This window comes from Alicyclobacillus fodiniaquatilis (assembly GCF_042678105.1).
Classification (GTDB): Bacteria; Bacillota; Bacilli; order Alicyclobacillales; family Alicyclobacillaceae; genus Alicyclobacillus; species Alicyclobacillus fodiniaquatilis.
In genome coordinates, this window is sequence record NZ_JBHUCX010000099.1 from 153039 (window position 1) to 178657 (window position 25619).

Here is a 25619-nt window from a genome sequence, read left to right on the forward strand (position 1 = left end):
ACAGGTTGCCAATTGCCATTTCCAAACGCATGGAGGCCATTGTCTCACATGTTCCACAGGTTGCGTCGCTGGGGGACATCGGAACGGACCATGCGTTTATTCCCATCTACGCCGTGCAAACGGGCTTGGCGTCAAGGGCCATCGCCAGTGATCTCCGCGAGGGACCGCTCGGCAAAGCGCGCGAGAATGTGACAGCGCATCAATTGGGCGAAAAGGTTGAATTGCGTTTGGGCGACGGCTTTATGACGTTGCAGCCCGGTGAGGCGCAGGTGATTGTCACAGCTGGCATCGGCGGGCATATTCAGGCTGGGATGGTGACGAGCGCCATGGAGGTCGCCAAGCAGGCTCGGCGTATCATTTTTCAGCCAATGAACGCAGGCCACTTGTTGCGATGCAAGTTGGATGAGCTCGGTTTTCACATCGAAGCCGAACAATTGGTAGAGGATGACGGACGGCTTTACGAAATCATTGCGGTGACGTACACGGGTCAGCGCGACGAGGCGTATGCCGCTTATCGCCACGGGGCGGACGCTCTTACGTTGGCTTACACATTTGGTCCACAGTTACTGCGGAACCCAGATGAGCTGCTGTTGCAGCGCTTGCAGCGCGAGATCGACAAATTGATCTATGTTCGCAAGCAAGTATTAACCGGCGCGACGCCGGAGGCAAAAGCGAAGGCGGACGAAGTGGAACAGCAGATTTCGCGATTGACCGCCTGGAAAGAAGGGCGGGGAAGCAGATGACCACACCGATTTACGCACGAGACATCATAGCGGCAATGGAAGAGATTGCGCCAGCAAAACTGGCGTTACCGAAGGATAAGATCGGGTTGCAGGTCGGCAATGTGGACAAGCTTGTCAAACGGGTTTGGGTGGCTTTGGAGGCCTCGCCAGAGACCATTGCAGCCGCGGCGCATCATGAAGTCGACATGTTGGTCACACACCATGCGCTTTTATTTCATCCCCTCGCTCAACTAGACACAGGCCAAGCGAGGCATCGGGCCATTCAACAACTGCTGCAGGCGGATATGGTGGTCTTTTCCGCGCACACGAATTTGGATGTTGCACCTGGCGGGGTCAACGATGTCATCGCACAGCGCTTGAGCTTGCAGGACGTTGAAATCCTGGATGTCACGTATCGATCCCGCTTGTATAAGCTGGTCATCTACGTCCCGACGACGCATGTACACCTTGTCCGCGAGGCCATTTGCGCGGCTGGAGCCGGATCGATAGGCAACTACGCGCATTGCACTTTTTCCGCCACTGGGCAGGGCACTTTTATGCCTGGCGAAGGTACATCACCGTTTATCGGTGAACGGGGTCAACTGGCGAAGGTGGAGGAAACGCGTTTGGAAACGGTGGTGCCGGAATCGCGCTTGACAGCGGTTTTGCAGCAGATGCACGCGGCGCATCCGTATGAAGAGGTCGCTTATGATATCCTCCACTTGCATCAAACAGGCGAGGAATACGGAATTGGGCGTGTAGGGCAGTTGGCCAAGCCTTTGTCTTTAGCGGCGTTCGCCGAGCAAGTGCGTGACGCGTTTGGCATGTCGCACATCCGTTTTGCCGGGGAGCCCTCGCTTGAAGTTGAGCGCGTCGCTGTGCTTGGCGGATCGGGCAGTCATTGGGCGCAGGCGAGCTTGGCGCAGGGCGCGCAGGTGCTGGTGACGGCGGATGTTGGTCACCACGACGCGGCAGACGCGATGCAGGATGGATTGGCCATCGTTGAAGCCACACATGCGGCGCTGGAACAGCCCGTGTGCGAGGTGCTTGCGGCCCAATTGCGCCAGCAGCTTGGCGCGGATGCGCAGGTGGACATTTCTGCCTCACCAGTATCGGTCGATCCGTTCACATGGCTGTAACCTCCTTGCCGCCCAAGAATTGTGTTCCTGCTATGCGGCCGATACGCATTGTCAAACGCATTGTGGCCGCGTATAATAGGGAATGCTGATTTTGCGCGAAGAAGTAAGCTGGGCAATCGCTGGTGCAGCGCCGAAAGGCCGCACGAGAGGAAAGTCCGAGCTCCACAGGGCAGGGTGCCGGATAACGTCCGGCGAGAGCAATCTTAGGGATAGTGCCACAGAAATGTAGACCGCCGATGGCGCATTTGCGCACAGGCAAGGATGCAACGGTGCGGTAAGAGCGCACCAGCAGTCTGGAGACAGGCTGGCTAGGTAAACCCCACCTGGAGCAAGACCGCATAGGAGTGCACATGTGGTGGCCCGCCACGCACTCGGGTAGGTTGCTTGAGTCGGCTGGCAACAGTCGACCTAGATAGATGATTGCCGCTTCATGTGCGAGGCGTTAAGGGTGTTTATGCCCCGCTGGCGCCGCTTGCAGCACGGAAGTACAGGACTCGGCTTACAGGCTTGCTTCTTCGACCAGTAGTACATACCCTTGTGTGAACCGCGTTTTCGTTAGGCATAGAACCTAGCGGGGGCGCGGTTTTTAGGTTCAGATTCGCCAGAAACAGTCGAAGTTGCGCGGTTCTCACCATCACTTCATGCAGATTTCGGGTTGTCATGCTTCGACGCACCACGACACACGTGGTGTGATACAAAATGTGTAAGTAAAGTTTCAATTCAAAGAGGGGGGTATCCATGCGAAAATTCTCATTTGATGAACTTGCGAAAAAAGCGCCCTCGTCGCTGGAACTTGCAGAAAGGTTTCCCAGGCAGGCGAAAATCAGGCGAAAACCGCGAAGTGCCGCAGAGTCATTGTTACTCGGGGAGATGATTCAAAACCGTGTGCGTGAGGCCAGAGAGCGTGGGAAGTTGGTTCGTGATGGAAAACGGCTCATCATCCGTCTCTAAAGAAAAGCTGCGGCAGATGGTGATATGGAGAACAATGTATATGACGAGTTGCAAAACTCCTCAACCATGTAAGAAATGAATAAGTTGACGATCTCACTTTTTACAGACACAACTCCTCTCCTGTAAAGAAGAAACCGACAACCCCCCCCTCACCAAAATCTGTGCCTCACAACTGGCGGATTCTCAATGTCCATGCGGCGTGATCGAAAGACGTTTTCGTTTTTAACTGAATCCGGTAAATTTGCGCTCCCCATACATTCCGCAGGTTTTCATCCTCAAGGGCAATTTCTTCGCTTGCACACGTAAATCTGTCCGCGTCGTATTGGATTTGCACGCGATGTTCTTTCTCATCCTGTAAGACGATGTTGCCTGTATCGTCTATTTGCGGACAATGTGGTGTCATCAAGTTGAGGACAATATCGTCCGTCGCCTGCTGTAAAAGGAAATCATCCTTGATTTCAATACAGGGTTGCGGGTGGCGAAGCAAAGTGGTGGAGCGAATCCAGTGTTTAATCTCGGCCGAATCGGGATAGGCCTTGGCGATGTTCATGGATAGCGATGCAAATGCGTCCTCCTGATGGTAGTGGACATCCATTGCGCGATGCTGCCGCCCCTGCATTTGTTGAACGCCGTTTACCGTAGGTAGATTGTGATATGCTGATTGCATCGTCCAAATTGTATATCGATCGGAAAAGAACGTTTTGGCCGTATAGGTCTCCACGCCTGGATCAATGATCATAGGAGAACCATCGCAGTAGACGATAAATTGACCGACGTCATTGTGATTGTGGCTTTCGTCATTGTGTCCGCCCTTGGCCGCGACGTACAAACCTTTGGCTGTGCCTTGTCGTTCACGTGCAGCCATCACCTGGATTCCGTCGAGCCACACATCCCGGACATGCGGAGATTCTCCTGTGTAGTTCTCCACTTCCGAATAGTGAAATAGGGAGGGCAACAGGCGGAACATCGACGGAAATTGCAAAGTGGTTGCGCGTTCCTGTTGTTGCTGTAACATCATTGTTCCCAGTCCAGCTAGTTTGGCATCGCCAATTCGCCGTCCAAAACGATGGGTCAGTTCAGCGGGGATATGGACGATGGCAGAACCATCGGCAAAATTGGCATAATAGGCCTCGTCAATAAACGTTTTGTAAATATAGCGGCCGATTTGTTGAATCAGGGGCGTTTGGTAGATGTCAATTTTCCCATTCGAGACGCCATAAAGAAGTTCTAGGCAATCGAACAGCGCTCCGCCAGCATATGTCCAATACTGAGGGCCTTCATCACATCCACCGTCTGAATGGTATTGGTGGATGAATTTGTCCAAGCTGCGCATCACTTTCACGACGGCTGCCTCGCGGCGTTCTGCGTTATCCTCCAAAAGCAAAAAGGCGAGTAGGCAATTCGAATTACACCATGGATTCCAATTGTTTACCATTTCCTCTTCGCGGAACCCCATCCACCAGAAATCATTCCGCTCTAAATAAGGCTCCAGTATTCGCTTTCTTACCTCAAGGGCAATGCGTTCACAGACCATGATACTGATGGCGTCCAAACGACTTTTCAGCAGGTAATACGTCCAAACCAGCAGAGCCGCCGTTTCTGCTGAGAACAGTTCGATGATCTGATCCGCAACATCTGGCAAAGGGTCGTTTCTTCTCATCATGTAATTGTGTCCAGGTATTCCCCAAAATAGCTCATCGCAAATACACCAGACGCCGTTGATGATATCGTCCATAAAGCGGCCTTCGTTCTCAATGCACTCTGCGATGATAAGGGCGGCGAGATCTTGTCTACGCGTCCACGACAACTGCTCATACCTGCTTCGATTTCCCGTTCTGCTATAATCCATATATTGAGTGGCGGTGATGGTCGGCCAAGCATGGTTGAGCTTACTTAAGCCCTTTTGGAGCCAATAGTCCTTGACATGCTGGGGGATTTGTTCCCACATTTGGCGTTCATCGATGCTGGGAAACGGCCTGTACTCTTTTTGCGAAAGCAGTAACTTTCCGAGATGTTCGTTGGCGTAATGTTCGGATAACATCAATATCATCCTCTGCTGATTTTGTCCAAGGACATTGTGTCGACGAGTTTTAGGCATCGTACATATATGAAGTTTTTTGAAAGTGCTTTCATATGGCGCTGTCTGAACCCGTTCAATACAAAAGTGATTGACTCTGCTGGGAATTAGATTGTACTCCAAGTATTCCGAAACAGCTCCATCAATTTTATCATTAAAGATTGTGATGTGCTTATCAATTCAATGCTCCTTTGGCGCCGCTATCTTTTAGATACAGAAGGGGGTACATTATGAACAAGAAGAACGATGTCATTAGATGGGCAATTCAAGATGATGCACAAGCGCTTTCCGTGCTCAATGAAGCGTTTAATGGCGTCAAGATGCCTGTAACAGAAATCAGAAACAGCATAGATGGAAATCATGAATTGATTGCTGTAGCAGCGGTCGATGAAGAAGTGATTGGATTTGCCTGTGCTCAAAGTTATGCGTCGTTTTGTTACCGTGAACCTCAAGGAGAAATCACCGAAGTGTATGTGCGTGAAGGCGCGCGGAGACAAGGGGTGGCTACTGCACTGGTCTCTTTTTTGGAAGAAGGACTGCGCGGGCGCGGTGTGAACAGTATCAAAGTCCTCACGGGCAGAAACAACGATGCAGCCATCAAAACTTATGCAGGCGCAGGCTTTGCACAACAGAACGAGCTTGTGTTTCACAAAGCGTTTGAGCCTAAATGAGGGTCACTTTTTGTGAACATCTCTGTCGATCACGATTCGCATCAAAAATAGATGTATCATCTCGGCGACATGGGACACATTAAGCGCATAGGGAGGTTGATGTGCCGCAAAAACGAACCTGATTCGTAGCTGACGGAGCATCACACTAGCCTTAATGCAGAAGACGGTGAAAAACCGTCTTCTGCATTTTTATAGTCAAGCGCTCATCATCTTCCTCAAATCAACATCCGCATAAGTGCACTCACATCAATGGTTCGATCACGCCCGTATTTGTTTTGCCCATCAAATTCGCTGCTGCCACGACACCTTGCGCAGCGTCTGCGAGCGTCAAATTAAACTGGTCGTTTTGCAGCGACAGCAGGTTTAAGCCCAGCGCGATGGCATCTGCGGCAAAATCCGTCTTGTCAAATTGCCCGGCGTCTTGCGCTTGGAGATGAAACAGGGTTTTGCAAAATAAGCATTTTCTGCTCGGGTGTCAGGTTCTTCTGCGCATTCGTCCGAACGTATGTTTTCCTTTTCGTGTATTTGGCATATAATATTGATGCGAACATACGTTCTTGAATGAAGGATGATATGCAATCAGCAGTGACCTTGTTGGTTGGTCAAAATCCGCAGAGGATGCATCACGATGGTCGATGGAGGTGTTTGCTCTGACAAGAATCATTTATGGTCTTGTGGATATGCAGTCGTTTTTCGCCAGTTGTGAGGTTGCCAGTCGACCGGAGTACGCCAAACGGGAGGAGCTCGATAGCGAGACAGATCCGCTGCTTGCAGTGGCGGGAGATCCTGAACGGCGCAGTGGCATTGTCCTGGCGGCGACAGCTACAGCGAAGCAGCGCGGCGTCACCACGGCGATGACGCTGGGCGAGGCGTTGCGGCTAGTGCCCGATTTGGTTGTGGTTCGGCCACAGATGGGATTTTATCTGCATGTGAGCACATGCATTCAAGCCATTGTCCAACAGTATTTTCCGCTTCAAGAACAATTCTCTATCGATGAATCTTTTTTTGCATTCCCTTATCCGTCTGTGTTGTTTCCTGATCCAGTAGGCGCAGCGCAGAATTTACGCCAAAAAATCTGGGATATGTTCAAAATTCGCTGTCGGATCGGGCTGGCGGACAATAAGTGGCTCGCCAAAATGGCCAACAAATTGGCGAAGTCAAATCCCGATGGAATTGTATGGTTGCAAAAAGAGGACATATCCAGGCGAATTCATCCCTTGCCAGTTGAAGAGATGTGGGGCGTACGCAAACGCGCGAAAGTTCTTCGCGAAACGTTTCATTGCGACACCATCGGAGATGTCGCGAGTGTGCCCGTTGGTTCGTTGAAACAGCAATTTGGCGTATGGGGTGACGTGATTTGGCGTTGGGCGAACGGCCAGGACCACAGTCCAATCAATCCGAACTCAACTGAAGCGCCACATAAAGGCTATTCGCACCGCACAACTTTGCCAAGAGATTTTGACACGAAAGCGGACATTGCCGTTGTCATGCTCGAATTGCTGGATGAGGTGTGCTATCGCGTCAGGCGAGCGGGGCAAAAGGGCAGACGTGTTGGTCTCGCTTTGACATACGGCGGTTTTTCGGGCGGCTTCTACCGCGCGAAGACTTTGGATTTCTGTTCAAATCAACCGGTGGATCTCTATCCTGTTTTGCTGTCGTTGTTGGATAAGTGGTGGCATGGCGAGCCCGTCCGGGCGGTCAGCATTTCCTTGGATATGTTGCAGAAATCGGAAAGTATTCAACTGTCGCTGATAGAGGACAGAGGCAAGCGTGATGTGCTTGCTAGAACAATAGATGACATCCATGACACATACGGTGAAACAAGCCTGTTTCGCGCCGTCAGTTTGACAAATGCCGGTCAATTGCTGGATAGAAGCCAAAAAATCGGTGGGCATTCCAAAGGAGACATGTAAGCAGAATCGGGATCGGGCATCAATCAGCCTGTCTCTTCGTTCAACGAATTGTGCGGATGAGTAGGTGAACCCCTGTATCTGTCAAGATATGATAGGATTTTACTCAATACTTTGACAGTTTGAAGGGGGATAAACTCCATGACACTTACAGTCCATGATGTGTCGATCCGACATTACACAGAAGCAGATATAGACAGCATTGTGGCAATGATCAACGGCGACCCATTTCATCTGAAGAACGAAGTGACTGTTCAAGCGTTCAAACATGGTTTGGATGAGCCGGGTGAAAGAATTCGTGACAATACATTTGTCGTCGAGCGCGAGCACGCCATCGTTGGCTATTTTTCGCTCTGCTTCGTTGAAGCCAATACACGCATCAACGTGTATTGCTACGGCACAGTGGACCGCAGTTGGCGAAGGCGTGGCATAGGGACAGCCATATTCGCCTTTATATTCGACCACCTTAAAGCAATCGCGCAACAAGAAGCCAGAACCATTCGTTTCATTCATCGCGCGGACACACGGATTGCCGGTGAGACTACACTGGGCACCAACTTTGGCATGCAGGAGAAAAATATCATGGAAGTGCGCTGTCGACGAGACATTGAACTGTCACAGGCTTACAACTTGCCTCCAGGATACAAATTTCGGCCGCCAGTTCTAGCGGATGCCAACGACTGGGCCGATGTGTACAATGATGCATTCGATGGCCACAAACAGGCGGAGAGTGTCATCCATGAGTTTAAGGGAACCGATTTTTCTCCGAATTTATATATCCTATGCAATGATAAAGCAGGACAGGCAGTTGGTCTACTCTGTGCGACGCAAAGCGGTACCCAGGCTCGAATCGCATCCATCGCCGTCCGCCGCGATGCCCAAGGACTCGGCATTGGAAAGGCGCTCTTGTCAGAGATCATCAACAGATTGCATGGCGTCGGCGTCCGTGATATTCGTTTAAGCGTAGACAGCCAAAAAACTGCAGCGAAGTCGTTGTACAGTAAATTTGGCTTTCAAGAGGAATATCAGCGGATCAACTATGTGACGACATTTTTGCCTTAGACCCGTTATGTGTTGTAGGGAAGAGATGGCATCGTGATTCATGTAGTCCTCAATAACTAAAATACGATTGGAGCGCTGAACCGCATGGCTGCAGCTTCACCCAAACTGCCTTTAAGCGATGAAGAAAGAACCAAATTGAGCGATACGCTGCGCTGTATTGTTCATCATGCGAATCATCCTGATAGTGAAAAAAGTTGGTTTGCTTTCACTGAAGAGCGAAAGCGATATCGCCAACAATTCGGATATCCAGATACGCGGCCCAGTCGCGCATGGCATGAAGTGTGAAACAGATGATACCTAGGTAGGAGGGGTGTACATGCCCTATATTCAGGTAAAAGATTTAGAACTTTTTTATGAACAAATGGGTACTGGCGAACCCATTCTTTTTTTACATAGCGCCTATTCCAGAGGGATACTCGCTTTTTCATGCCAGTTACTCGATTTTAGCAACCAGTATACATGTTTTCTACCGGATTTCAGAGGGCATGGCAGAACAAGGTGCAATCGGCTTGAGTGGAGTACCCCACAGCTTGCCGACGATATCATCGGCTTTATGGATCAACTGGATATGCCGAGAGCACACCTCGTTGGCTACAGCTTGGGTGCTGGCGTCGCGCTTCAGTGTGCGGTAAAAAGCCCAGCCAGAATTGCAACTTTGACGACCATCGGTCACAGTGGATTTGTCGATCCCGCTGGCGCGGATGAATTTGAACCGGAAACACTGGTGCAAAACGGGTGTCATGAGATGATTCAACAGATGATAGAAAGGCACGCAGAGGCGCATAAAGGGGACTGGCAAACATTTATGCGGCAAAGTGCCAGAGATTGGCGCTTGTATCCTCAGCTGACGGAAGACCAAATTCAGCGTATCTGTTGCCCATCCTTGTTTATCGCCGGGGAAAATGACCAGTTTGCTCCAGAGGCTCGGTTGCAGCATTTAAGTTCACTTGTGAATGGCTCCAGTTATCTGGTTGTGCCAGGATGCAGTCATCGCCCTCATATGTTGCGGGAAAATCCGACGTATGTAAATGATGCCATCCTCGAATTCCTTCGATCCCATCCGCTTCGATAAACATGAAATGTGCATAGTTTTCTGTCTTGATAATCAATTGCGTAGGTGAATCAGACTTTGGAGCGGACGGAGGAATCGCATTGAGAAGTGAACAAGAAATGATGCGCACGTTGTTAGATTTTGCAATGAACGATAATAGAATCCGATTGGCAACTTTGGAGGGATCGCGTACAAACAAGAATATTCCCCAGGATACATTCCAAGATTATGATATCTCTTACTTTGTAACAGATATGGATTCTTTCAAGGAAAGTGATCAATGGCTCGAAGTTTTTGGGCATCGTCTGATAATGCAAAAACCAGAGGATATGGAACTTTTTCCGCCGGAATTAGGCAATTGGTTTTCGTATTTAATGATTTTTGACGATGGGAATAAGGTGGATTTAACACTCATTCCGCTCAACGAGGTGGAGGACTATTTTGCCAATAGCGATGGTTTGGTTAAGGTCCTGTTGGATAAGGACAAGCTCATCAAGCATGAAGTGATCGCAGATGATCGTCAATATTGGATCAAAAAGCCAACTGCAAGCGCATTTGATGATTGTTGCAATGAGTTCTGGATGGTTTCGACTTACGTGGTAAAAGGACTGGCGAGAAAAGAAATCCTTTTTGCGATTGACCATTTAAATGGGATTGCGCGACCGAATTTGTTGAGAATGATGGCTTGGCAAATCGGGGCGGAACGAGGATACACCTTCAGTGTGGGCAAGAACTATAAATTTATAAACCATTACCTGCCGTATGAAGATTGGGAGGCGTTGCTGTCAACTTACGCGGAAAATGGGTATCAAGAGATGTGGCAGTCTTTATTCACTTGTTATGCGTTATTTAGAAAATATGCAAAGATTGTGGCAGAAGGCCTTGGATGTTCGTATCCAGATTACGATGAAGCCATCACGAAGTATACGGAAAACATCTATAATAGACTGGTGTAAAATGGTGCTCCTTTCATGCATATCGATGAATTGAGCTGATAAATCAAGTTTTGCGTTCGCTACCGAGAAGCGTCTCTGTGAGCACTTTGTATGTTTTGAAGGTATAAATCAACAGTACAACAAACCCGCTTACCAATTGGCAAGCGGGTTTTTGATTGTGAATGATTTCCACCGAAGTAGCGTGGTGTGCTGGAACTGATATTACGCAGTAGGTCCGCCGGTGCCGTAAGCGCCGCTGCCGCCACCGGAACCATAAGAACCACCATCGCCACCACCGAAACTGAAGTAACCGCCGCCATCGCCACCGCTTGGATCTTGTGAACCAAACGGATCTTCACCACTACCGTCATTTGAACCTGTGCTTCCACTGCTGCTCGAATTGGTGCCTGTGGTTTTTGGACTTTGTTCTTCTGTAATTTTAACAGTAAGCGTCATTTTTTTGCTGCCGCGATAAATCGTCAATTTCGCTTCATCGCCAGGCTTTGTTTTGAACAATGCAGTGCGCAGATCCGCCATATCCTGAACGGTTTGGCCGTTGAAGCCGATGATGACGTCTCCTTGCTTCAGACCAGCCGATTTGGCGTCAGAAGATGTGGCAGATTGCACGTATACACCGTAATCGACCGGGACATTTGGCAGATATCCCTGCGGAATTTCAGACATATCATAGCCTTCTATACCGAGTGCCGGGTGTGTTGCATGTCCGGTTCTCATCAGTTCAGAAGCGATTTGTTCAACCTCATTGGAAGGAATCGCGAAGCCCATTCCCTCAAAGTCTTGTTCGACAATTTTACTGCTGTTGATGCCAATCATCTGCCCTTTGATGTTGAGCAAGGGACCGCCGCTGTTGCCTGGGTTGATGGCTGCGTCCGTCTGGATGACGGATTGATAATCCAATGTTTCGTCAGAAGTCGGTTCTTCGACAGGCATCGTGCGAGAAGGAGAACTGACGATGCCCGATGTCACCGTGTCTGCAAAATCAATGCCCATTGGTGTGCCGATGGCGATGGCTGGGTCACCAGCTTGAATATCATCTGAATTGGCAAATTGAATCGGTTGCACCGATTTAAAATTCTTAATGGGAACGGTGAGCACCGCTAAATCTGTATAGGGATCCGTGCCGATGACTTTTGCCTGCACCTGTTTACCTGATTGCAGGACGACAGCAGCTTTGGTGCCACCTTGAACAACGTGATTGTTTGTCACGATATAAGCGTATTTTGAATCCTTGTCAAAAAATACACCAGAACCGATATCCGATTCTTCTGTCTGTGATTGCTCATCAAAAGGGCTACTGGACGTTGTATAGTTTTCAACCGCAACCACATCAGGTTCCGCTGTCTTTACGGCTTGTGTGATGCCGTCGCTGACGTTCACACTTACATTCGTGGCTGGTACTGAACTCGCGCTAGATGTGCTAGATGTAGCTAAGCTGTCTGTGGCATTTCCACGCAGAATGGGCGACACGGCCAGTGTGGCGCCAGAACCAACGAGTGCGGAAAGCACGACAACGCCAAGCAACTGTAAGGTTCCCTGTTTTTTGGGGCGTTGATCTTCAGATTTTGATTTGTAAAAACCCATCGTCACTCGCTCCTTGTTGCTAGTTTCTTTACATAATTCATTTTAGATGAGCGTTTTTCAAAAACGCTTCAAAATTAAACAACTTGAACATCAGGCGACCAGTTGCGATGCTTCGGACAGTGATTTTCAAGGGCTGTCGACGCATTGCGCGTGGCGGTCTAATGTTGATGTCTTCACTATGCACCACAAAGATTGAAGGAGTATCGAAAATCGAAATTTGTTTTTTTATGGAATGTATTTCTACAAATTGAGGCTTTATCGGCGTAGATAAGCCTTGGTATCATATCTGTGCAGAACTGGCCAAAACTCCAAATGATTGGAGTGCGGGGGACTTTTTTTGATAGGTAGAGAAATTGTGCCAATCTTGGGGTGAAGCGCTTTGCGCAGGGTTGTACCTCAATCCGAACCCGACAACTAACCTCGTAGGCGAATAAGGGAGGAAGTTTAGTTTGCGTTTCAGTTATAAGAAGACAGTTGTTTCCACAATCGTGTTCGGTGCGACCCTGTTGTCCTTGCCGACAGCCGCTTTTGCCGCAACAACGGGTGGATCGAACAGTACATATGTTGTTCAAGGCAACGATACCTTTTGGACAATATCGAAGCAACTGCAAGTTCCTTTAAACCAACTGTTGGCAGCAAACCCCTCTGTCAATCCTCTCAATTTATATCCAGGATTGACGATTAAACTTCCTGCGACAACTTCTACACAGAACACCGTCATGAATGCGTCGAGTGACAATCAGCTCAGCTATTCAAAAGAAATTCAGTGTGTCGCAACGGCTTATACGTCGGCTGCGTCGGAAAACGGCTGGGGTGCAGTCGATTACTTCGGCAATTCGCTGCAACTAGGCACAGTCGCTGTCGATCCTTCCGTGATTCCGTTGGGCTCCAAGTTATATATCACAGGGTACACTTATAACGGGCTGCCTGTGGGCGGCATGATTGCGCATGCGACAGATGAAGGCAGTGCAATCAAAGGGAAACGCGTCGATATTTACATTCCCACAAGTCAAAGCGCAGCGAGTAAGTTTGGCATGCAAAATGTAAAAGTATACATTCTCAAGTAAGGGCGGTTGATGTGCGGCAAAAACGAAAACATTTTTGCGTGAATGCCAGTTGAACATCAACAAATCTTATAGCGAAAAGACGGCGTATGCCGTCTTTTCGTGTTTTGGCGCGTAATTGCAACACAGTTTATCGCAAGATGATTCAAAGCGATTTGGCCAAACAGCAATCGATAAACGCCGATGTGGCTTTGGAAGGCGGCAGGTCTTTCATGTGAATGATGCCAATGTTTCGCGGCGGGATAGCGGGGACAGTTTTCAACTCAAACAGTGTGGCGTTGTCCATATCTCGCATGGCGAATTCTTTGATCACAGTGGCAACGCCGAAATTCTGTTTGGCGAATTCGGCAATCAAATCAATGCTGCCCAGTTCTATCTCTGGAGACACCGTGATGCCCACACTTGTCAGAAATGTCTGGATGTAGTGTCTGGTATTGCTCCCTTCCTCCAGCATGATCAATGGGTATGCTTTAATCTTTTCCAAGGCCATCTCGGTCTTTGTCAAATGCCGCAATTTTTCTCCCACAACGAAGCAATCTTGAATAGGCAGGACTTTGGTCGTCAATAGCTCCGGTTCTTCCACCGGCAAAAAGACCAAGCCGACATCGGCCTTGCCACCGAGAATAGATTGTACGGTCTCCCGTGTGGGGCGATTTGTCACATGAATTTTGATCTGCGGGAATTCGCGAGTAAAACGGCTTAGGTGAGGTAACAAAAAATGTCTGCACAAGGTTTCACTGGCCACGATATGCACTTCGCCGCTACGCATTTTCACAGCTTCAGCCAATTTTTGTTCACCGAGAAAAATGAAGTTGTACGCTTGTTCGATATACTGAATCAAAAGCGCCCCTTCATGCGTCAGATTGACGCCTTTGGGCGTGCGGACAAACAGCTTGGTTCCCAGCTTCTCTTCGAGATTTTTCAGCGCATGGCTGACCGCGGGTTGGGTGATATACAATTTTTCGGCAGCTTTCGAGAGGCTGCCTGAGCGGGCGACGGTGAAAAAGATCTTATATAAGTCGAGACTTGGCATATCAAATCTCCTTATATCCAATATCAAAAATATTCATTTTATTCATAGCTCGCTTTCTATTATGCTCCAAAGTGTGCAGGCATTCCATCTAAAACCGGGAAATACAAGCCAGATCGATACGAGATCGTGAGGGGGTCGTATGCTTGTTCAAAAAACATGCAAAGTTGTTCGCTCCTTCGTTTGGGTTCAATGCCGACGAGTTAAATGGTCGTCTGGCGGCAGGTCAATACTACCTGGATATGTTCAATTGTCGGCGTCTGGTTCATTATCTTGCTTTGGGAAAGCCCGTCGGACTGCGAGGGGAGCCGGGGATTGGCAAATCGGAATTGCCGGAACGCATGGCCGCGTTGCTGGGCGCGCAGTTGATTGATATCGAATGTCACAGTCAGTTGGAGGCGTCGGATATCGGGGTCTCGTGGAACGCCTATCGCCAAATTGTCGACGCGCAGACTAAACAGATGAAGGGTGAACCTTTTTCCCTTCCGTATTTAAACAAGACACCGCTGCTCTCATGTCTGTTGGCAGAAGCGCCAGTGGTGTTGCGGATTGACGAGATCGACAAATTGAATGAAACGACGTCTAACTTCTTCTTGCGTTTCCTGGATAAACAGGAGTTGGTCATCCATGACTTGGCAGAGGAAGCCAACGTCTTGCGCGCGAAAACAGACATTTACGTGTTTCTCACAAGCAACGACTATCGACTGTTAGATCCAGCCCTGATGCGCCGGATTGCCTGGATGGAGCTTTCATTCCCAGATGAACAGCGCTTGGCGCAGATCATCACGGCAAAGACACCTGCATCGACGGATGTGGCTCGTCGGATCGCGTATGTGGTCATGCGTCTTCGCCAGTTGGAGTTGCGGAAAAAGCCGTCGATTGGCGAGGTTTTGGACTGGACACGCGCCCTTTGCCAGGCATCGGACGGCGCGCTCACGCTCGATGCGATTCACGTCACCTTGGGCCTGCTGCTCAAGTATGCCGACGATGAAAAAAAGGGTTGGGAGGCCATTCAGTCGTGGGTGGACCAGCAAACGCAGGATTTTGCGAGGACGAGAAAACCATGAAAGCGGGACGTCACCGAGTTGTTGATCCGGACGCCACATTGCGCTTCGTTGGCAGCAGCGTAGGATTTATCCAGACGATTATCCAACGCGTAAATGAGCGCAAAGTACGGCGGGTGACACAGCGCAAGATGAAGCTCAGCTTGGATCAACTGATCGATCTCTGGATGACAGAAGCCGTGCAGACACGCGATGAGCGGGTGGCAAACACGGTATTCGGGAGCCCTCCACTCACTGCCAACGAGCCGACCAGAAAGGCGCAGTCGGAAGCTGGGGATGCATCCTCTGCAGTGGCAACGGATGCAGCGTCGCAGGAAGTGGCGAGCGCCACTTCAAGCGAGCAGATGTCGATGGAACTGCGCTTAGTGGAACACGTAAGCGCCATAGATGAGGAGCGCGCAGAAACGCTCGATGTGATCGATATGCTTGACGCGCAGGCTATCGAATTTTCATTTGACGCGCGTTTTGCGGCGCCATCTGCTGGGATCGTGCAGGCGGTCAGTTCATCACCACCATCTCCGGCAGATGCGATGGCATCTTCGTCTCTTTTGCTGGATGATTTGCCAGATGTCGAAGTGGAACAATTGGGGCAGCAAATCTCGGTGCTGGTTGAGCAAGCGCTGCGAAACGGGCAAAAACGGGCCATCATCGCACCTGCGCCGCGCCGCAAAAAAGTGGATATCAAGATGACGGTGCGCAAGCGGATGGCGGCAAATGGCGGCATTTTCACAGGCTTTTGCCACAAAGAAAGCCCTTCCCTGACCGATGCTGCCAAGCGGCCGCTCCCATTGCTTGTCATTGCTGACGTATCCGGATCCATGGGGCGCTATGTCGCCATCGTTTTGTATCTATTGGATGCGCTTTCGCAAATTGCGCAAGTGACAAGCTATATCTTCTCCGATACACCGACGTATTTGTGTCAATTGCCTGAAGGGGCATCCTTTCGCGCAAAGTTCGAGGAGATCCGGCGGCAGGCCACATCGTGGGAATATGGGACGCGGTTGAACCTAGCCCTGGACGCGGTGCGCCAGGAGGCGAGATATGGAAAAAATACCACTGTGCTGCTGCTGACAGACGGCGGATTCAGCATCGCGGGGGATGACTGGGCGCAAACGGTTGATCATCTGCTTCACCTGCGCCACACAGTGCGCAAAATCATCGTCGCTACACCGAATATGCGTTTCTTGTCAGAGGGGGAAGAATGCGCAGCGCGCTTGGGAAACGTGGAACACAGGTGTGGGCGTGGTGATGATCTGCGCACGCCTGAAGCGATGAAAATCGCGCGTTTCGGCTTGCTTGCGCGCTACAGTGACGAGTTGGTCGCCTGTCGAGAGGTGATGGATATTAAGCGCATCATCATGGCGCTCGTCTCAGCGGAAGTAGGTCGATCACGATAGTCGTCTGACACATTTTGCGCTGCTTTACCGCCATTTTATCGGTGCGTGGTTCGTGATGTGATTTTACTTCACAGTATCACGTATGTGATTTCTTCCTGGGGCATTGGACAAGCTTGGATTTTGTCGTAAAAAATTCTTATGCGAAAAACGCTGCGAGGATATATACTACAGCTTGATTTGAGTTTATCGCGACCAACGCGAATACGAGGGAAGAATGATGACGACAACGAGCAGCGTCAAACGGTTGCTTGTGGGCAAACCACTGAAAACAAAAGAGAATCAGCATGCGAAAATCGGGATTTTAAAAGGCATGGCCGTGATGACGCCAGATGCGCTGTCGAGCGTCGCCTATGCCACAGATCAGATGGAGGCCGTATTGGCCGGTTTGATCACAGCCGCATCGACGCAGGCGTATTTGACGAATGTGCTTGGTTTCTCGATGTTGGGCACGGCAATTATTGTTGGTTTGGCCTTTTTACTTTTTCTAGCTTACCGCAACATCATCGCCCAGTACCCACAAGGGGGTGGGGCATACGCAATTGGGCTGAATGATCTCGGCAAGTTTTGGGGTCTTTCTGCCGCATCGACTTTGATTGTGGGCTACACGCTCACTGTGGCGGTTTCCATTGCGGCTGGGGTTGACGCCATTGCGCCAGTCATTCCATTCATCGCTGCGCACAAATTGTTGTTCAACGTCCTGCTCACACTGTTGATCATGTTTGTCAATTTGCGCGGCACCGGAGAATCGGCCAATGTGTTTGTCCCTTTTACGTATGTTTTCATCGGTTGTATTGGGCTTTTGGGCGTCACGGCCATCGTCCGTATTCTGATGGATCCAAATCAGATTCATGTCCCGACCGCTGCAGGGATGCACGCTGTGCAAGGGATGGGCATGTTCCTGTTTTTGCGGATGTTTGCCAACGGCTGCAGCGCGTTAACGGGGATTGAGGCGGTTTCAAACTCGGTGCCTGTCTTTAAGGAACCGTCTGCCAAAAGGGCGCAAGGTTTGCTGTTGACGCTGGTTGTGACGCTGAGTGTCTTGTTTTTTGTCGTCTCTGGCGTGGCGATGTTGGGCGGTTTACAGTACAATCCCGATGTGCCGCTCATCAATCAGGAATCGATGATGGTGTTTGGCACACATGGCATCGGCTATATTTTTACCGTGATCGTTTCGCTTTCCACCATGTGCATCTTGGCGATCGCAGCAAACACGGCGTTCACTGGCTGCCCAGCACTGTGGTCCGCAATGGCGCGCGACGGTTTTATGCCGCGCTGGATGCTGCATAAAGGCAATCGGCTGGTGTACAGCAATGGCATCGTTTTTCTGACCTTCATATCCCTGCTGTTGACGTTGTGTTTCGATGCCAAGGTGGGGCGACTGATGCCGCTGTACGGTGTATCGGTGTTTTACACGTTCACCATTTCGCAGCTTGGTATGGTCGTTCGCGTGCTGCGTGAACGGCGTGCGAAGTGGATGGTCAGTGCCATCAGCAGCACTTGCGGCCTGGTTTTAACGGGTGGCGCTTGCCTGGTTTTTGGTGTCACACGGTTCACCAATGGCGCATGGGTGGTTTTCATCTGTGTGCCGACGATGGTGATGCTGTTCAGTCGCATTCAGAAGCATTATCAATGCATTCGCGAAGATTTGAAGTACGACATGACGCGCACGTTTCAGCCGAGCAAAGAGGCCATCACGATTGTTCCCATCGCTTCCATCAACAAATCGTCGGTGAACGCGCTGGAATACGCTGTGGCGAACTTTAAAAATGTCATTGCTGTGACGGTCATCGCGAGCGATTCAGAAGAAGAGAATCGTCGCAGGACAGTAAAGATTGAAGCGGAGTGGGAAGAACTGCACACGGGTGTGCGGTTGGTTGTCATCCATTCACAATATCGGGCAGTCGCCAAACGATTGCAGCGATTTATTGACTTTGAACTGCAAAAATACAGGCCAGAAAACATCACGGTCGTGATTCCGCAATTTATCACCAAGCGCTGGTGGCATAAGTTGCTGCACAACAAGACGGGCAGCATCCTGCTTGCTTGGCTGCTCATTAATAAATCAATCAAAGTGGTGTCTGTGCCTTATCATTTGGAACGTTAATTTTGCCTGCTGCAGTTGTGGTATACAAAGACTGCGAAAGAGGACCATCAAACAAAGGTGAAGGAGATGATGGCGATGCCCAAAGATTATCACTGCTGTGCCACGTGTCGCCATTTCTCCATTCGTCGCAAGGAAGACCGCGTAGAAATCCGTTGTGCGCGGCTAGGGTACGAAACAAAGACGTCTTATCAGTTCAATTGTTGGAATCCTCGGGAAGATATCCGGCAAAGGATGCAAAACGAAGATCCAGCTTCACAGAACAGACAGTGACCATGTATACACATTGCTCATTTTGGGAGTGCGTACAAAGTGCCGTATCGCTCGTCAACATTTGTTCATAATTTATTCTTATACATCACATAATTTTTTCTTATTGCATTGACGTAGCAACTTCGACAGTATAGTATTCGGTTAATACCTAGTTATTTGATACGGATAATTGGACTCGGGGGGAGGGATACACATGGTCATTGCCGCCTGGATAATTGCACTCTTTTTCGCAGCGAATATCGGCGCAAGTGGCACAGCGGCTTCTATGGGTTCTGCATACGGCGCAGGCGCGATCAAACGAAAGTGGTTGGCGCTTGTCCTTGTTGCCGTGGCAGCGTTTATGGGTGCAATCATTGGTGGGGGTTCTGTTGTCAAAACCATCAGCGGGGGCATTGTACCCTCCCATCTCATCACAACAGAAGTGACTGTCATTATTCTGGCTTCCGCGTGTGCGACATTGTTTTGTGCGAATCTCATCGGTGTGCCGCTGTCGACCAGTGAAGTGACTGTGGGCGCGGTGGTTGGCGCTGGATTGGCGCTTGGTCATGTCTACGCCGGAAAAGTTCTGTTTATTGTGATTGTATGGTTGGTCATGCCGTTTATTGCGATGGCCATTGGGTTGTTGCTTGGCAGAGTTGTGCGGCTGATTGAACCAAAATGCGTTGGTGTAAAGTCTGTCACTGTGGCACTCACCATTTTGCTTGTGCTGGCTGGTTGTTACGAAGCATTTTCAGCAGGAATGAACAACGTGGCCAATGCCATTGGGCCACTGGTTGCTGCGGGCATGATATCCGCTCATTCAGGTCTGTATTTAGGTGCGGCGTTTGTCGCGATTGGCGCTATTGCCTTAGGTGGGCGTGTACTCGATACCAATGCCAAGAAAATTACCAAATTGACACTGTTACAGGGATCCGTTGTTTCCATCACAAGTGGCACGCTTGTCCTTATCTCCTCTTTTTTCGGTTTGCCTGTGCCATTGACACAGGCGACGACGATGGCCATTTTCGGGGTCGGCCAAGCGAAAGTCGGCAAAGAAGTCTGGCGACAAGATGTCGTGAAACGGATTGTGAGAACCTGGATTGCTTCGCCCGTTTCCTCAATGGCGCTCACATTCTTGATGATTCAGTTGGTGATGGAGGGAAAAGTGGTGCCCGTCGTGGTCATCTTGGTCATCGCGTTTGGCCTTATCAGTTGGCGCTTTGTTGCCACTCGCCGTCGTCGTTATTCGATTTACGATAGATAACCGCCAAAGCCCTTCGGGGACATGTGAAAATCTCCATCAGATTGATTGACATAAGGATTTTTTCACATGTCCCCTTGATCCAAGCACGCGCATGGTTTGCCAAGGGCGACAAAATGTCATTCATTTACGCGCTCTGTGCGCGAATTGCGTTGTATGTAAAAAGGCGAGACCGCTGGAAAGCAATGCAGGCGTAATCAAGAGGATCGCAATAAAAAGCGGCAAATGGCCAATGAGCATAATCCCCATGGAGATCCCCATGAACACGTTCATAAACAGTTCCGAGATGATGTTCGGGCTCAAATCCCTCGCGCTTAGAATCCCTGCTGCCATGCTCAAGAGAAAGCTGAATATACCCCCAGCCACTTTGCTGCCAGTACAAACTTCTGTCACCAATTGCACCGCAAATGTAAAACGAATGAGCGATGAGTTGATATGGCGCTGAAGCTCGGCTGGATTTGAGCGAGAACCCATTTCGGGTTTCATCAGCTTCAGTAGCAGGACTGTGTCGATGATGGCAATGGGCAAAGCCAGAAGCAGGACCACAGGGTCATCTCCTCTCAGCAATGTGTATGCAAATGCGAGGGGAAACTTGTCCTTAAAATGGGATCGGCGTTCAGCGCCTTGAGAATTCAAGGAGGATTGGACTGTGAAAAGGGACCGCTGTCGCAAAAAAACATGCGCGTGACGACAAAGCTGTCGCGCGCATGTTTTTTTTAGTGCCAGTTGTATTGTGCGGCGAACTTCTCACACATATCGGCACAGTGGAACGTCATACGTGCAGATGCCTGCGAATCTGGATCAGGGAAACGCATGCATTCGTGTCCGCACATTCTGCAGACTTTTGCGCAATAACGCAGCGCCGTCCTGAGCATGGGGCTGCACCTCGCCACTTGCCGCGTGGTCAAGAAGCAGACTTCGGCGCAGTCTTGCAGCATGGCAATTTGTCGACGGCGCAAGTGCGCATCTGGTTTACACATTTGTACTTGCATCATTCTTTCGCACATCAACATACAATCTTTGATGTACTCACAGATGTTCATACAATGATGCATTGGATGAACTGCAAATGGACTGGGGTCCACTTGGTTTAATTGAATTTTTTCTTGTTCCAGTTCGTATTCCATATATGCGAATTGTTTGGGCTGAACTGGCGCTGGTTTTTTCACATACTGCACAACCGGAGACTCAAACTCGAACGATATTTTCTCTGTCACTTTGGGTTCTGGAGCAGATGGGGATTCGTGGTCGATATCCGGGCTGCTCTGTGGTTCCATGTGATAATGGGGGACGTGTTCTGCTTTGGACGGTTTTTTGGGCGGAATGCCCTCACTCCGATAATCAGGTGTGAAATCAAATTCTCCGTGTTCTTGATTTGCCACCGCGCATCCTCCTTACAGATGTTGAATCCACCCCCATTAAATGCGCGGAGTGCATGACATGTGCCCGCCCACACAAGGTTTGGGCGCCATACAAATTCAAGTGACTCAAAGTGTGTTAAACTGATGGCAAATCATTTAATAGTGCATATGGATATTGGATGAGCAAGATGCACAACGGAGGAACAAGATGCCTATTAAAGTCCCTGATCATTTGCCTGCCAAAGAGATCCTACAGTCTGAACAAATTTTTGTGATGGATGAGTCACGTGCTTTTCATCAGGACATTCGGCCGCTGCGAATTGTGATTCTCAATTTGATGCCGCTCAAAGAGGTCACAGAGACACAATTGCTGCGTTTGCTTGGCAATTCACCGTTGCAGGTCGAAGTGACGTTGCTTCGGATGAAGTCGCACGTCGCCAAGAATACGTCATTGGAGCATTTGACGTCATTTTATAAGACGTTTGAGTCTGTTCAGCAAGGCGCGTATGACGGGATGATCATCACCGGTGCTCCGCTGGAACATATGCCGTTTGAACAGGTGACATATTGGGATGAAATTCGGGAAATCATGGATTGGACGAAGACGGCCGTGACTTCCACGCTGCATATATGCTGGGGTGCGCAGGCCGGACTGTATCATCATCACCAGATTGATAAGTATCCGCTTGAAGATAAATTGTTTGGTGTATTTATGCACCATGTCAACGTACGGTGCAACTTGACGCGTGGATTTGACGATGAGTTCTTGGTTCCCCATTCGCGTTACACCGAAGTAAAGCGCGAGGATGTAGAAGCGGTTCCTGATTTGGAGGTACTTGCGGAATCACCAGAAGCAGGCGTGTTTTTGGTGGCTACACCAGATGCGCGCCAGATTTTCGTGACTGGCCACGTCGAATACGACGAGATGACATTGTGTCATGAGTATACACGGGATATTCAGCGAGGCATTGAAATTGATGTGCCCAAAAACTATTTTCCGAACAACGACCCAGAAGCTCGGCCCCGTCATCAATGGCGCTCGCATGCGAATCTCTTATTTGCAAACTGGTTGAATTACTGTGTTTACCAAGAAACACCGTATGATCTCGCCGGGCGCATTCGTCAACCGGGTGTTCAGTTGTTTTAAACACATTTCTGGACATCTGTCGGCAAAAGGGAGGAACATGTGAAAATATGCGCATTTGCAGCAATGCTGCAAATGCGCATCGTTCACGTCAAACTATGTGTATTTGGCAACAGGAGGTGTCCATACGCGATGGCGCACGATCATGGGCATATGGACCATAGTCACCATGAACATCATCACGACGAAGTTTTCCATTCGCACGCTCCTGCAGGTAGGATGGGGATTGCGTTCATGCTCACTTGCGTGATTTTGATCGTCGAGTTTCTCGGTGGTTTGTTTTCGCACAGTTTGGCGCTGATGGCGGACGCAGGCCATGTCCTGACAGATGTTTTTGCGATTGGCTTGTCTTGGTTTGCCCTGCGTCAAGGTGAGCGGCCTGCTGACGAATCGATGACATTTGGTTATCACCGCTCTGGCATTCTTGCGGCATTTATCAATGGGATGACGCTGATTGTCATCACCTTTTGGATTTTGGTGGAGGCTTATCACCGCCTGCATCAATTACATGCTGTAGACAGCATGTGGATGTTTATCAGTGCGGGCGTGGGCATGCTGATTAACCTATACATGGGGCTTGGTATGCGTCACGAGGAAGATCTGAACGTCAGAAGCGCCGTGTTGCACATGCTTGGGGATGCCGTGGCTTCGGCCGGCGTCATCATCGCGGGTATCATTATCATGTTGACAGGCTTAAATATTGTCGATCCGCTTTTGAGCATCGCAATTGCCCTTTTTATTGCTTATGGGGCATGGCGCATCGTCCGACAAACCATCAAAATCTTGATGGAGGGTACGCCGACCAACGTCGATTTTCGCCAAGCGGTGACAGCGATTCATCATGTACAAGGCATTTCTGATGTCCATGATGTTCACCTCTGGTCCATTACCAGCGGCAAGAACGCCCTTTCTTGCCATGTGGTCTTAGATGGCAATATGACAGTGCAGCAAAGCCAGCGAATCTTGCGGGAAGTGGAACATCAACTCTCACATATTGGCATTGGCCACGTTACCATTCAAATTGAAGATGGCAGCCATCCGCACGGCGATTCGGAGTTATGTGCGACGAAAGAAGCGTATCATGCACATACACATTAGGATGATGGCTGCGCGCTTCTGGTGGAGATGAAAGGACAGGGATGGCATGAATCGGTTCGTTCGCTTGGCGCGACCGCCAGCGGCCGGGATCGTCGCCTGGTGGCTTTCGCAGTTTTTATCAGCGAGTCCGAAGGTGGCGGTGATCACAGGTGTTTGTATTGCGGTATTTGGATATTTATCCATTGCCAACGTGTATTTTCAGCGCCGCTTATTCATTCGCGATGAACTGATTGGACATTATTCCAGCACGTTGCTGGCAAGTGTCATTGTTTCGTTGATTGTGCGTATTACGCATTATTAAGCCGTTGTTTGTGTGCGTTAAAATATTCTGATTACATCGACCGTGTTCGACAAATATGTAACCAATTTGCCGATAGATTGTCACAACTCTTCGCCTCCAATCGTCGTATACTGTTGATCGTTGAGTGTCGGAAGCAAGTGGAGGCGAATGATGACGAACGCGGAGAATACAATAAGCGTAATTGAATTTTTGCGTACAAAGATGATTGGGTTGGCAGAAGAGACAGGGTCTTTATTAAATCAAGATGTCATCCGCGTGAGTCAACAGCTAGACTTGCATCTTGTGCAACTGCATCTTCTGGAAGAGCAACCAATACCCACGGAGAGATCAGAAACGAACTGGTGGCCGCCCGAGGCCGCTGGGAACGAGACGCACTTTTTTTCATGGAAGCTGTCAGCTAAAACCCGTCGACACTTACACGTGATTGGCTTACATAATCACAGATAAAAAAATTCTGGAAAAGTTGACGTGAGGATTGGGACAAGGTACGCTGTCTACTGAACACTCGGAGAATATCTCCATTGGAACGAAGGATGTGTAAGTAGACGTGCATTCATATTGGTTTTGGATCGGTTCCTTTCCTGTCCGCTCTTACAGTACAGTCTTTGCGCTCGCGTTTTTACTTGGGCTAGGCATTACTTTGTATTTCGCCAAGACGAAGGGGAACGAAGGGGATGCCGAACATTGGTGGAGTTTGGCCCCGTTTTGTCTCATCGGCGGCATTTTAGGCGCCCGGTTCTGGCAGGTGTTCTTTTTTGATTGGAGTTACTATGCAGCTCATCCGAATCAAATCATCATGGTCTGGCATGGCGGTTTGTCGATTCAGGGGGGCATTGTCGGCGCGCTCATTGCGGGAATTATCTACATATGGCGAAAAGGATTAAGCTTCTTTCACTTCGTTGACATCGGAACACCTGGCATTCTCATTGGTCAGAGCATCGGTCGAGATGCCGATTTTATGAATGGCAGCGCCTACGGTGCGCCGACACATCAAAATTTTGGCGTACTTTTCCCCTCTGATACTTTAGCGCGACAGGAATATGGCAACCAGCCGTTGTGGCCGTCGGTGATATGGGAAGCGCAAGTGGACATTGTTTTGGTGGTTTTGTTGTTCATCTTGCTGCAGCGCAAAAAAGGTTGGCCGCGCGGTTTCGCTTTTGTTTACTATTTAATTGCATATAACATTTGTCGCTTCTTCTTGGAAATGCTTCGTGGCGATTCGCCGCGCGGGGTGTTCGGCTGGGATGCCGCTCAATGGACATCACTCGCTTCGGTTCTGGTGGGCATTCTTTTGGGTATCTGGATTTTTGTCAAACAGGATCGCAAAACGCCGTTGGGCATCTAGGATAGGGTGTAAGCCCTACTGATTAAACGCTTCGTAAAGAATATGCAGGTTCTCACTCGGTTTGGATAAGTAAACAGCGAT

At 49.6% G+C, this 25619-nt stretch carries 24 protein-coding genes, 1 other RNA gene and 1 riboswitch; of the genes, 20 read left to right on the forward strand and 5 right to left on the reverse strand.

Annotated features, from left to right (window positions below):
• The first annotated feature begins 5 nt into the window (after positions 1–5).
• From ACFSB2_RS24475 to ACFSB2_RS24490, 4 genes are all read left to right on the forward strand, one after another.
• Positions 6–743 carry a tRNA (adenine(22)-N(1))-methyltransferase gene (locus ACFSB2_RS24475; RefSeq protein WP_377945738.1) on the forward strand — a complete coding sequence of 246 codons (738 nt, stop codon included), beginning with the start codon at positions 6–8 and terminating at the stop codon, positions 741–743.
• Entirely contained in the window at positions 740–1861 is a 1122-nt protein-coding gene (locus tag ACFSB2_RS24480) for a Nif3-like dinuclear metal center hexameric protein (RefSeq protein WP_377945739.1), read from the forward strand. The genes ACFSB2_RS24475 and ACFSB2_RS24480 overlap by 4 nt, the downstream gene beginning before the upstream one ends.
• A 100-nt stretch (positions 1862–1961) precedes the next feature.
• Positions 1962–2379, forward strand: an RNA gene (gene rnpB / locus ACFSB2_RS24485) — RNase P RNA component class A.
• 220 nt (positions 2380–2599) lie between these two features.
• Positions 2600–2812, forward strand: coding sequence for a hypothetical protein (locus ACFSB2_RS24490; RefSeq protein WP_377945740.1), 213 nt, complete (start codon positions 2600–2602; stop codon positions 2810–2812).
• Positions 2813–2978: 166 nt separating this feature from the next.
• Here the strand turns inward: ACFSB2_RS24490 and ACFSB2_RS24495 are convergent, their stop codons facing one another.
• Positions 2979–4853 (reverse strand): heparinase II/III domain-containing protein, encoded by a 1875-nt coding sequence (locus tag ACFSB2_RS24495; protein WP_377945741.1) that lies wholly within the window; start codon positions 4851–4853, stop codon positions 2979–2981.
• Between the two features lie 266 nt (positions 4854–5119).
• Here ACFSB2_RS24495 and ACFSB2_RS24500 point away from each other — a divergent pair, with 266 nt between their 5' ends.
• The 6 genes from ACFSB2_RS24500 (at position 5120) to ant(6) (ending at position 10539) form a co-directional block, all read left to right on the forward strand.
• On the forward strand, positions 5120–5560 hold the full coding sequence (locus ACFSB2_RS24500; protein ID WP_377945742.1) for a GNAT family N-acetyltransferase: 441 nt from the start codon (positions 5120–5122) through the stop codon (positions 5558–5560).
• 635 nt (positions 5561–6195) lie between these two features.
• The gene (locus ACFSB2_RS24505) at positions 6196–7473 is read left to right on the forward strand and encodes a DNA polymerase IV (RefSeq protein WP_377945743.1); all 1278 of its coding nucleotides are present in this window, start codon (positions 6196–6198) and stop codon (positions 7471–7473) included.
• A 138-nt stretch (positions 7474–7611) separates the two neighbouring features.
• Complete coding sequence (locus ACFSB2_RS24510; protein ID WP_377945745.1) at positions 7612–8532, forward strand: GNAT family N-acetyltransferase; 921 nt, start codon at positions 7612–7614, stop codon at positions 8530–8532.
• Positions 8533–8616: 84 nt separating this feature from the next.
• A complete protein-coding gene (locus ACFSB2_RS24515; protein WP_377945747.1) occupies positions 8617–8817 on the forward strand; it encodes a helix-hairpin-helix domain-containing protein in 201 nt (66 codons plus the stop codon).
• Positions 8818–8848: 31 nt separating this feature from the next.
• Complete coding sequence (locus ACFSB2_RS24520) at positions 8849–9604, forward strand: alpha/beta fold hydrolase (protein WP_377945749.1); 756 nt, start codon at positions 8849–8851, stop codon at positions 9602–9604.
• Between the two features lie 80 nt (positions 9605–9684).
• Positions 9685–10539: an aminoglycoside 6-adenylyltransferase gene (gene ant(6), locus ACFSB2_RS24525; RefSeq protein ID WP_377945750.1), complete on the forward strand. Its 855-nt coding sequence runs from the start codon at positions 9685–9687 to the stop codon at positions 10537–10539.
• Positions 10540–10740: 201 nt separating this feature from the next.
• On the opposite strand, the gene ACFSB2_RS24530 is transcribed toward ant(6), so the two are convergent.
• Positions 10741–12120 carry a S1C family serine protease gene (locus ACFSB2_RS24530; RefSeq protein ID WP_377945751.1) on the reverse strand — a complete coding sequence of 460 codons (1380 nt, stop codon included), beginning with the start codon at positions 12118–12120 and terminating at the stop codon, positions 10741–10743.
• 288 nt (positions 12121–12408) lie between these two features.
• Positions 12409–12564, forward strand: a riboswitch (cyclic di-AMP (ydaO/yuaA leader).
• 5 nt (positions 12565–12569) lie between these two features.
• Between ACFSB2_RS24530 and ACFSB2_RS24535 the strand changes: the two genes are divergently transcribed.
• Complete coding sequence (locus tag ACFSB2_RS24535; RefSeq protein ID WP_377945752.1) at positions 12570–13187, forward strand: 3D domain-containing protein; 618 nt, start codon at positions 12570–12572, stop codon at positions 13185–13187.
• 142 nt (positions 13188–13329) lie between these two features.
• On the opposite strand, the gene ACFSB2_RS24540 is transcribed toward ACFSB2_RS24535, so the two are convergent.
• Positions 13330–14217, reverse strand: coding sequence for a LysR family transcriptional regulator (locus ACFSB2_RS24540; protein WP_377945754.1), 888 nt, complete (start codon positions 14215–14217; stop codon positions 13330–13332).
• 143 nt (positions 14218–14360) lie between these two features.
• On the opposite strand from ACFSB2_RS24540, the gene ACFSB2_RS24545 reads away from it, so the two are divergent.
• The 4 genes from ACFSB2_RS24545 to ACFSB2_RS24560 all read left to right on the forward strand — a co-directional run bounded on the left by ACFSB2_RS24545 (position 14361) and on the right by ACFSB2_RS24560 (position 20292).
• A complete protein-coding gene (locus ACFSB2_RS24545; protein WP_377945756.1) occupies positions 14361–15281 on the forward strand; it encodes an AAA family ATPase in 921 nt (306 codons plus the stop codon).
• Positions 15233–16675, forward strand: a complete 1443-nt coding sequence (locus ACFSB2_RS24550; RefSeq protein ID WP_377945757.1) for a VWA domain-containing protein — start codon at positions 15233–15235, stop codon at positions 16673–16675. The genes ACFSB2_RS24545 and ACFSB2_RS24550 overlap by 49 nt, the downstream gene beginning before the upstream one ends.
• Positions 16676–16892: 217 nt before the next feature.
• A complete protein-coding gene (locus tag ACFSB2_RS24555; protein ID WP_377945758.1) occupies positions 16893–18779 on the forward strand; it encodes an APC family permease in 1887 nt (628 codons plus the stop codon).
• Positions 18780–19242: 463 nt separating this feature from the next.
• Positions 19243–20292, forward strand: coding sequence for an inorganic phosphate transporter (locus ACFSB2_RS24560; protein WP_377945759.1), 1050 nt, complete (start codon positions 19243–19245; stop codon positions 20290–20292).
• 120 nt (positions 20293–20412) lie between these two features.
• Here ACFSB2_RS24560 and ACFSB2_RS24565 read toward each other — a convergent pair whose 3' ends face one another.
• Together ACFSB2_RS24565 and ACFSB2_RS24570 are read right to left on the reverse strand one after the other, a co-directional pair.
• The gene (locus tag ACFSB2_RS24565; RefSeq protein ID WP_377945760.1) at positions 20413–20835 is read right to left on the reverse strand and encodes a hypothetical protein; all 423 of its coding nucleotides are present in this window, start codon (positions 20833–20835) and stop codon (positions 20413–20415) included.
• A 170-nt stretch (positions 20836–21005) separates the two neighbouring features.
• On the reverse strand, positions 21006–21671 hold the full coding sequence (locus ACFSB2_RS24570) for a four-helix bundle copper-binding protein (protein ID WP_377945761.1): 666 nt from the start codon (positions 21669–21671) through the stop codon (positions 21006–21008).
• Positions 21672–21858: 187 nt separating this feature from the next.
• Between ACFSB2_RS24570 and metA the strand changes: the two genes are divergently transcribed.
• The 5 genes from metA (at position 21859) to lgt (ending at position 25538) form a co-directional block, all read left to right on the forward strand.
• Positions 21859–22797: a homoserine O-acetyltransferase MetA gene (gene metA / locus ACFSB2_RS24575; protein WP_377945762.1), complete on the forward strand. Its 939-nt coding sequence runs from the start codon at positions 21859–21861 to the stop codon at positions 22795–22797.
• 129 nt (positions 22798–22926) lie between these two features.
• Positions 22927–23892 (forward strand): cation diffusion facilitator family transporter, encoded by a 966-nt coding sequence (locus ACFSB2_RS24580; protein WP_377945763.1) that lies wholly within the window; start codon positions 22927–22929, stop codon positions 23890–23892.
• 46 nt (positions 23893–23938) lie between these two features.
• The gene (locus ACFSB2_RS24585) at positions 23939–24193 is read left to right on the forward strand and encodes a hypothetical protein (RefSeq protein ID WP_377945764.1); all 255 of its coding nucleotides are present in this window, start codon (positions 23939–23941) and stop codon (positions 24191–24193) included.
• 150 nt (positions 24194–24343) lie between these two features.
• The gene (locus tag ACFSB2_RS24590; RefSeq protein ID WP_377945765.1) at positions 24344–24640 is read left to right on the forward strand and encodes a Spo0E family sporulation regulatory protein-aspartic acid phosphatase; all 297 of its coding nucleotides are present in this window, start codon (positions 24344–24346) and stop codon (positions 24638–24640) included.
• 100 nt (positions 24641–24740) lie between these two features.
• Positions 24741–25538, forward strand: coding sequence for a prolipoprotein diacylglyceryl transferase (lgt, locus tag ACFSB2_RS24595; protein WP_377945766.1), 798 nt, complete (start codon positions 24741–24743; stop codon positions 25536–25538).
• Positions 25539–25619 lie beyond the last annotated feature (81 nt).

What these genes read in the sequence shown, in the direction of transcription:
- ACFSB2_RS24480 (WP_377945739.1), top strand. Translation starts at nt 740, where the DNA reads ATGACCACACCGATTTACGCACGAGACATCATAGCGGCAATGGAAGAG.
- ACFSB2_RS24490 (WP_377945740.1), top strand. Translation starts at nt 2,600, where the DNA reads ATGCGAAAATTCTCATTTGATGAACTTGCGAAAAAAGCGCCCTCGTCG.
- ACFSB2_RS24495 (WP_377945741.1), bottom strand. Translation starts at nt 4,853, where the DNA reads ATGTTATCCGAACATTACGCCAACGAACATCTCGGAAAGTTACTGCTT.
- ACFSB2_RS24500 (WP_377945742.1), top strand. Translation starts at nt 5,120, where the DNA reads ATGAACAAGAAGAACGATGTCATTAGATGGGCAATTCAAGATGATGCA.
- ACFSB2_RS24505 (WP_377945743.1), top strand. Translation starts at nt 6,196, where the DNA reads ATGGAGGTGTTTGCTCTGACAAGAATCATTTATGGTCTTGTGGATATG.
- ACFSB2_RS24510 (WP_377945745.1), top strand. Translation starts at nt 7,612, where the DNA reads ATGACACTTACAGTCCATGATGTGTCGATCCGACATTACACAGAAGCA.
- ACFSB2_RS24515 (WP_377945747.1), top strand. Translation starts at nt 8,617, where the DNA reads ATGGCTGCAGCTTCACCCAAACTGCCTTTAAGCGATGAAGAAAGAACC.
- ACFSB2_RS24520 (WP_377945749.1), top strand. Translation starts at nt 8,849, where the DNA reads ATGCCCTATATTCAGGTAAAAGATTTAGAACTTTTTTATGAACAAATG.
- ACFSB2_RS24530 (WP_377945751.1), bottom strand. Translation starts at nt 12,120, where the DNA reads ATGGGTTTTTACAAATCAAAATCTGAAGATCAACGCCCCAAAAAACAG.
- ACFSB2_RS24540 (WP_377945754.1), bottom strand. Translation starts at nt 14,217, where the DNA reads ATGCCAAGTCTCGACTTATATAAGATCTTTTTCACCGTCGCCCGCTCA.
- ACFSB2_RS24555 (WP_377945758.1), top strand. Translation starts at nt 16,893, where the DNA reads ATGACGACAACGAGCAGCGTCAAACGGTTGCTTGTGGGCAAACCACTG.
- ACFSB2_RS24560 (WP_377945759.1), top strand. Translation starts at nt 19,243, where the DNA reads ATGGTCATTGCCGCCTGGATAATTGCACTCTTTTTCGCAGCGAATATC.
- metA (WP_377945762.1), top strand. Translation starts at nt 21,859, where the DNA reads ATGCCTATTAAAGTCCCTGATCATTTGCCTGCCAAAGAGATCCTACAG.
- ACFSB2_RS24580 (WP_377945763.1), top strand. Translation starts at nt 22,927, where the DNA reads ATGGCGCACGATCATGGGCATATGGACCATAGTCACCATGAACATCAT.
- ACFSB2_RS24585 (WP_377945764.1), top strand. Translation starts at nt 23,939, where the DNA reads ATGAATCGGTTCGTTCGCTTGGCGCGACCGCCAGCGGCCGGGATCGTC.
- ACFSB2_RS24590 (WP_377945765.1), top strand. Translation starts at nt 24,344, where the DNA reads ATGACGAACGCGGAGAATACAATAAGCGTAATTGAATTTTTGCGTACA.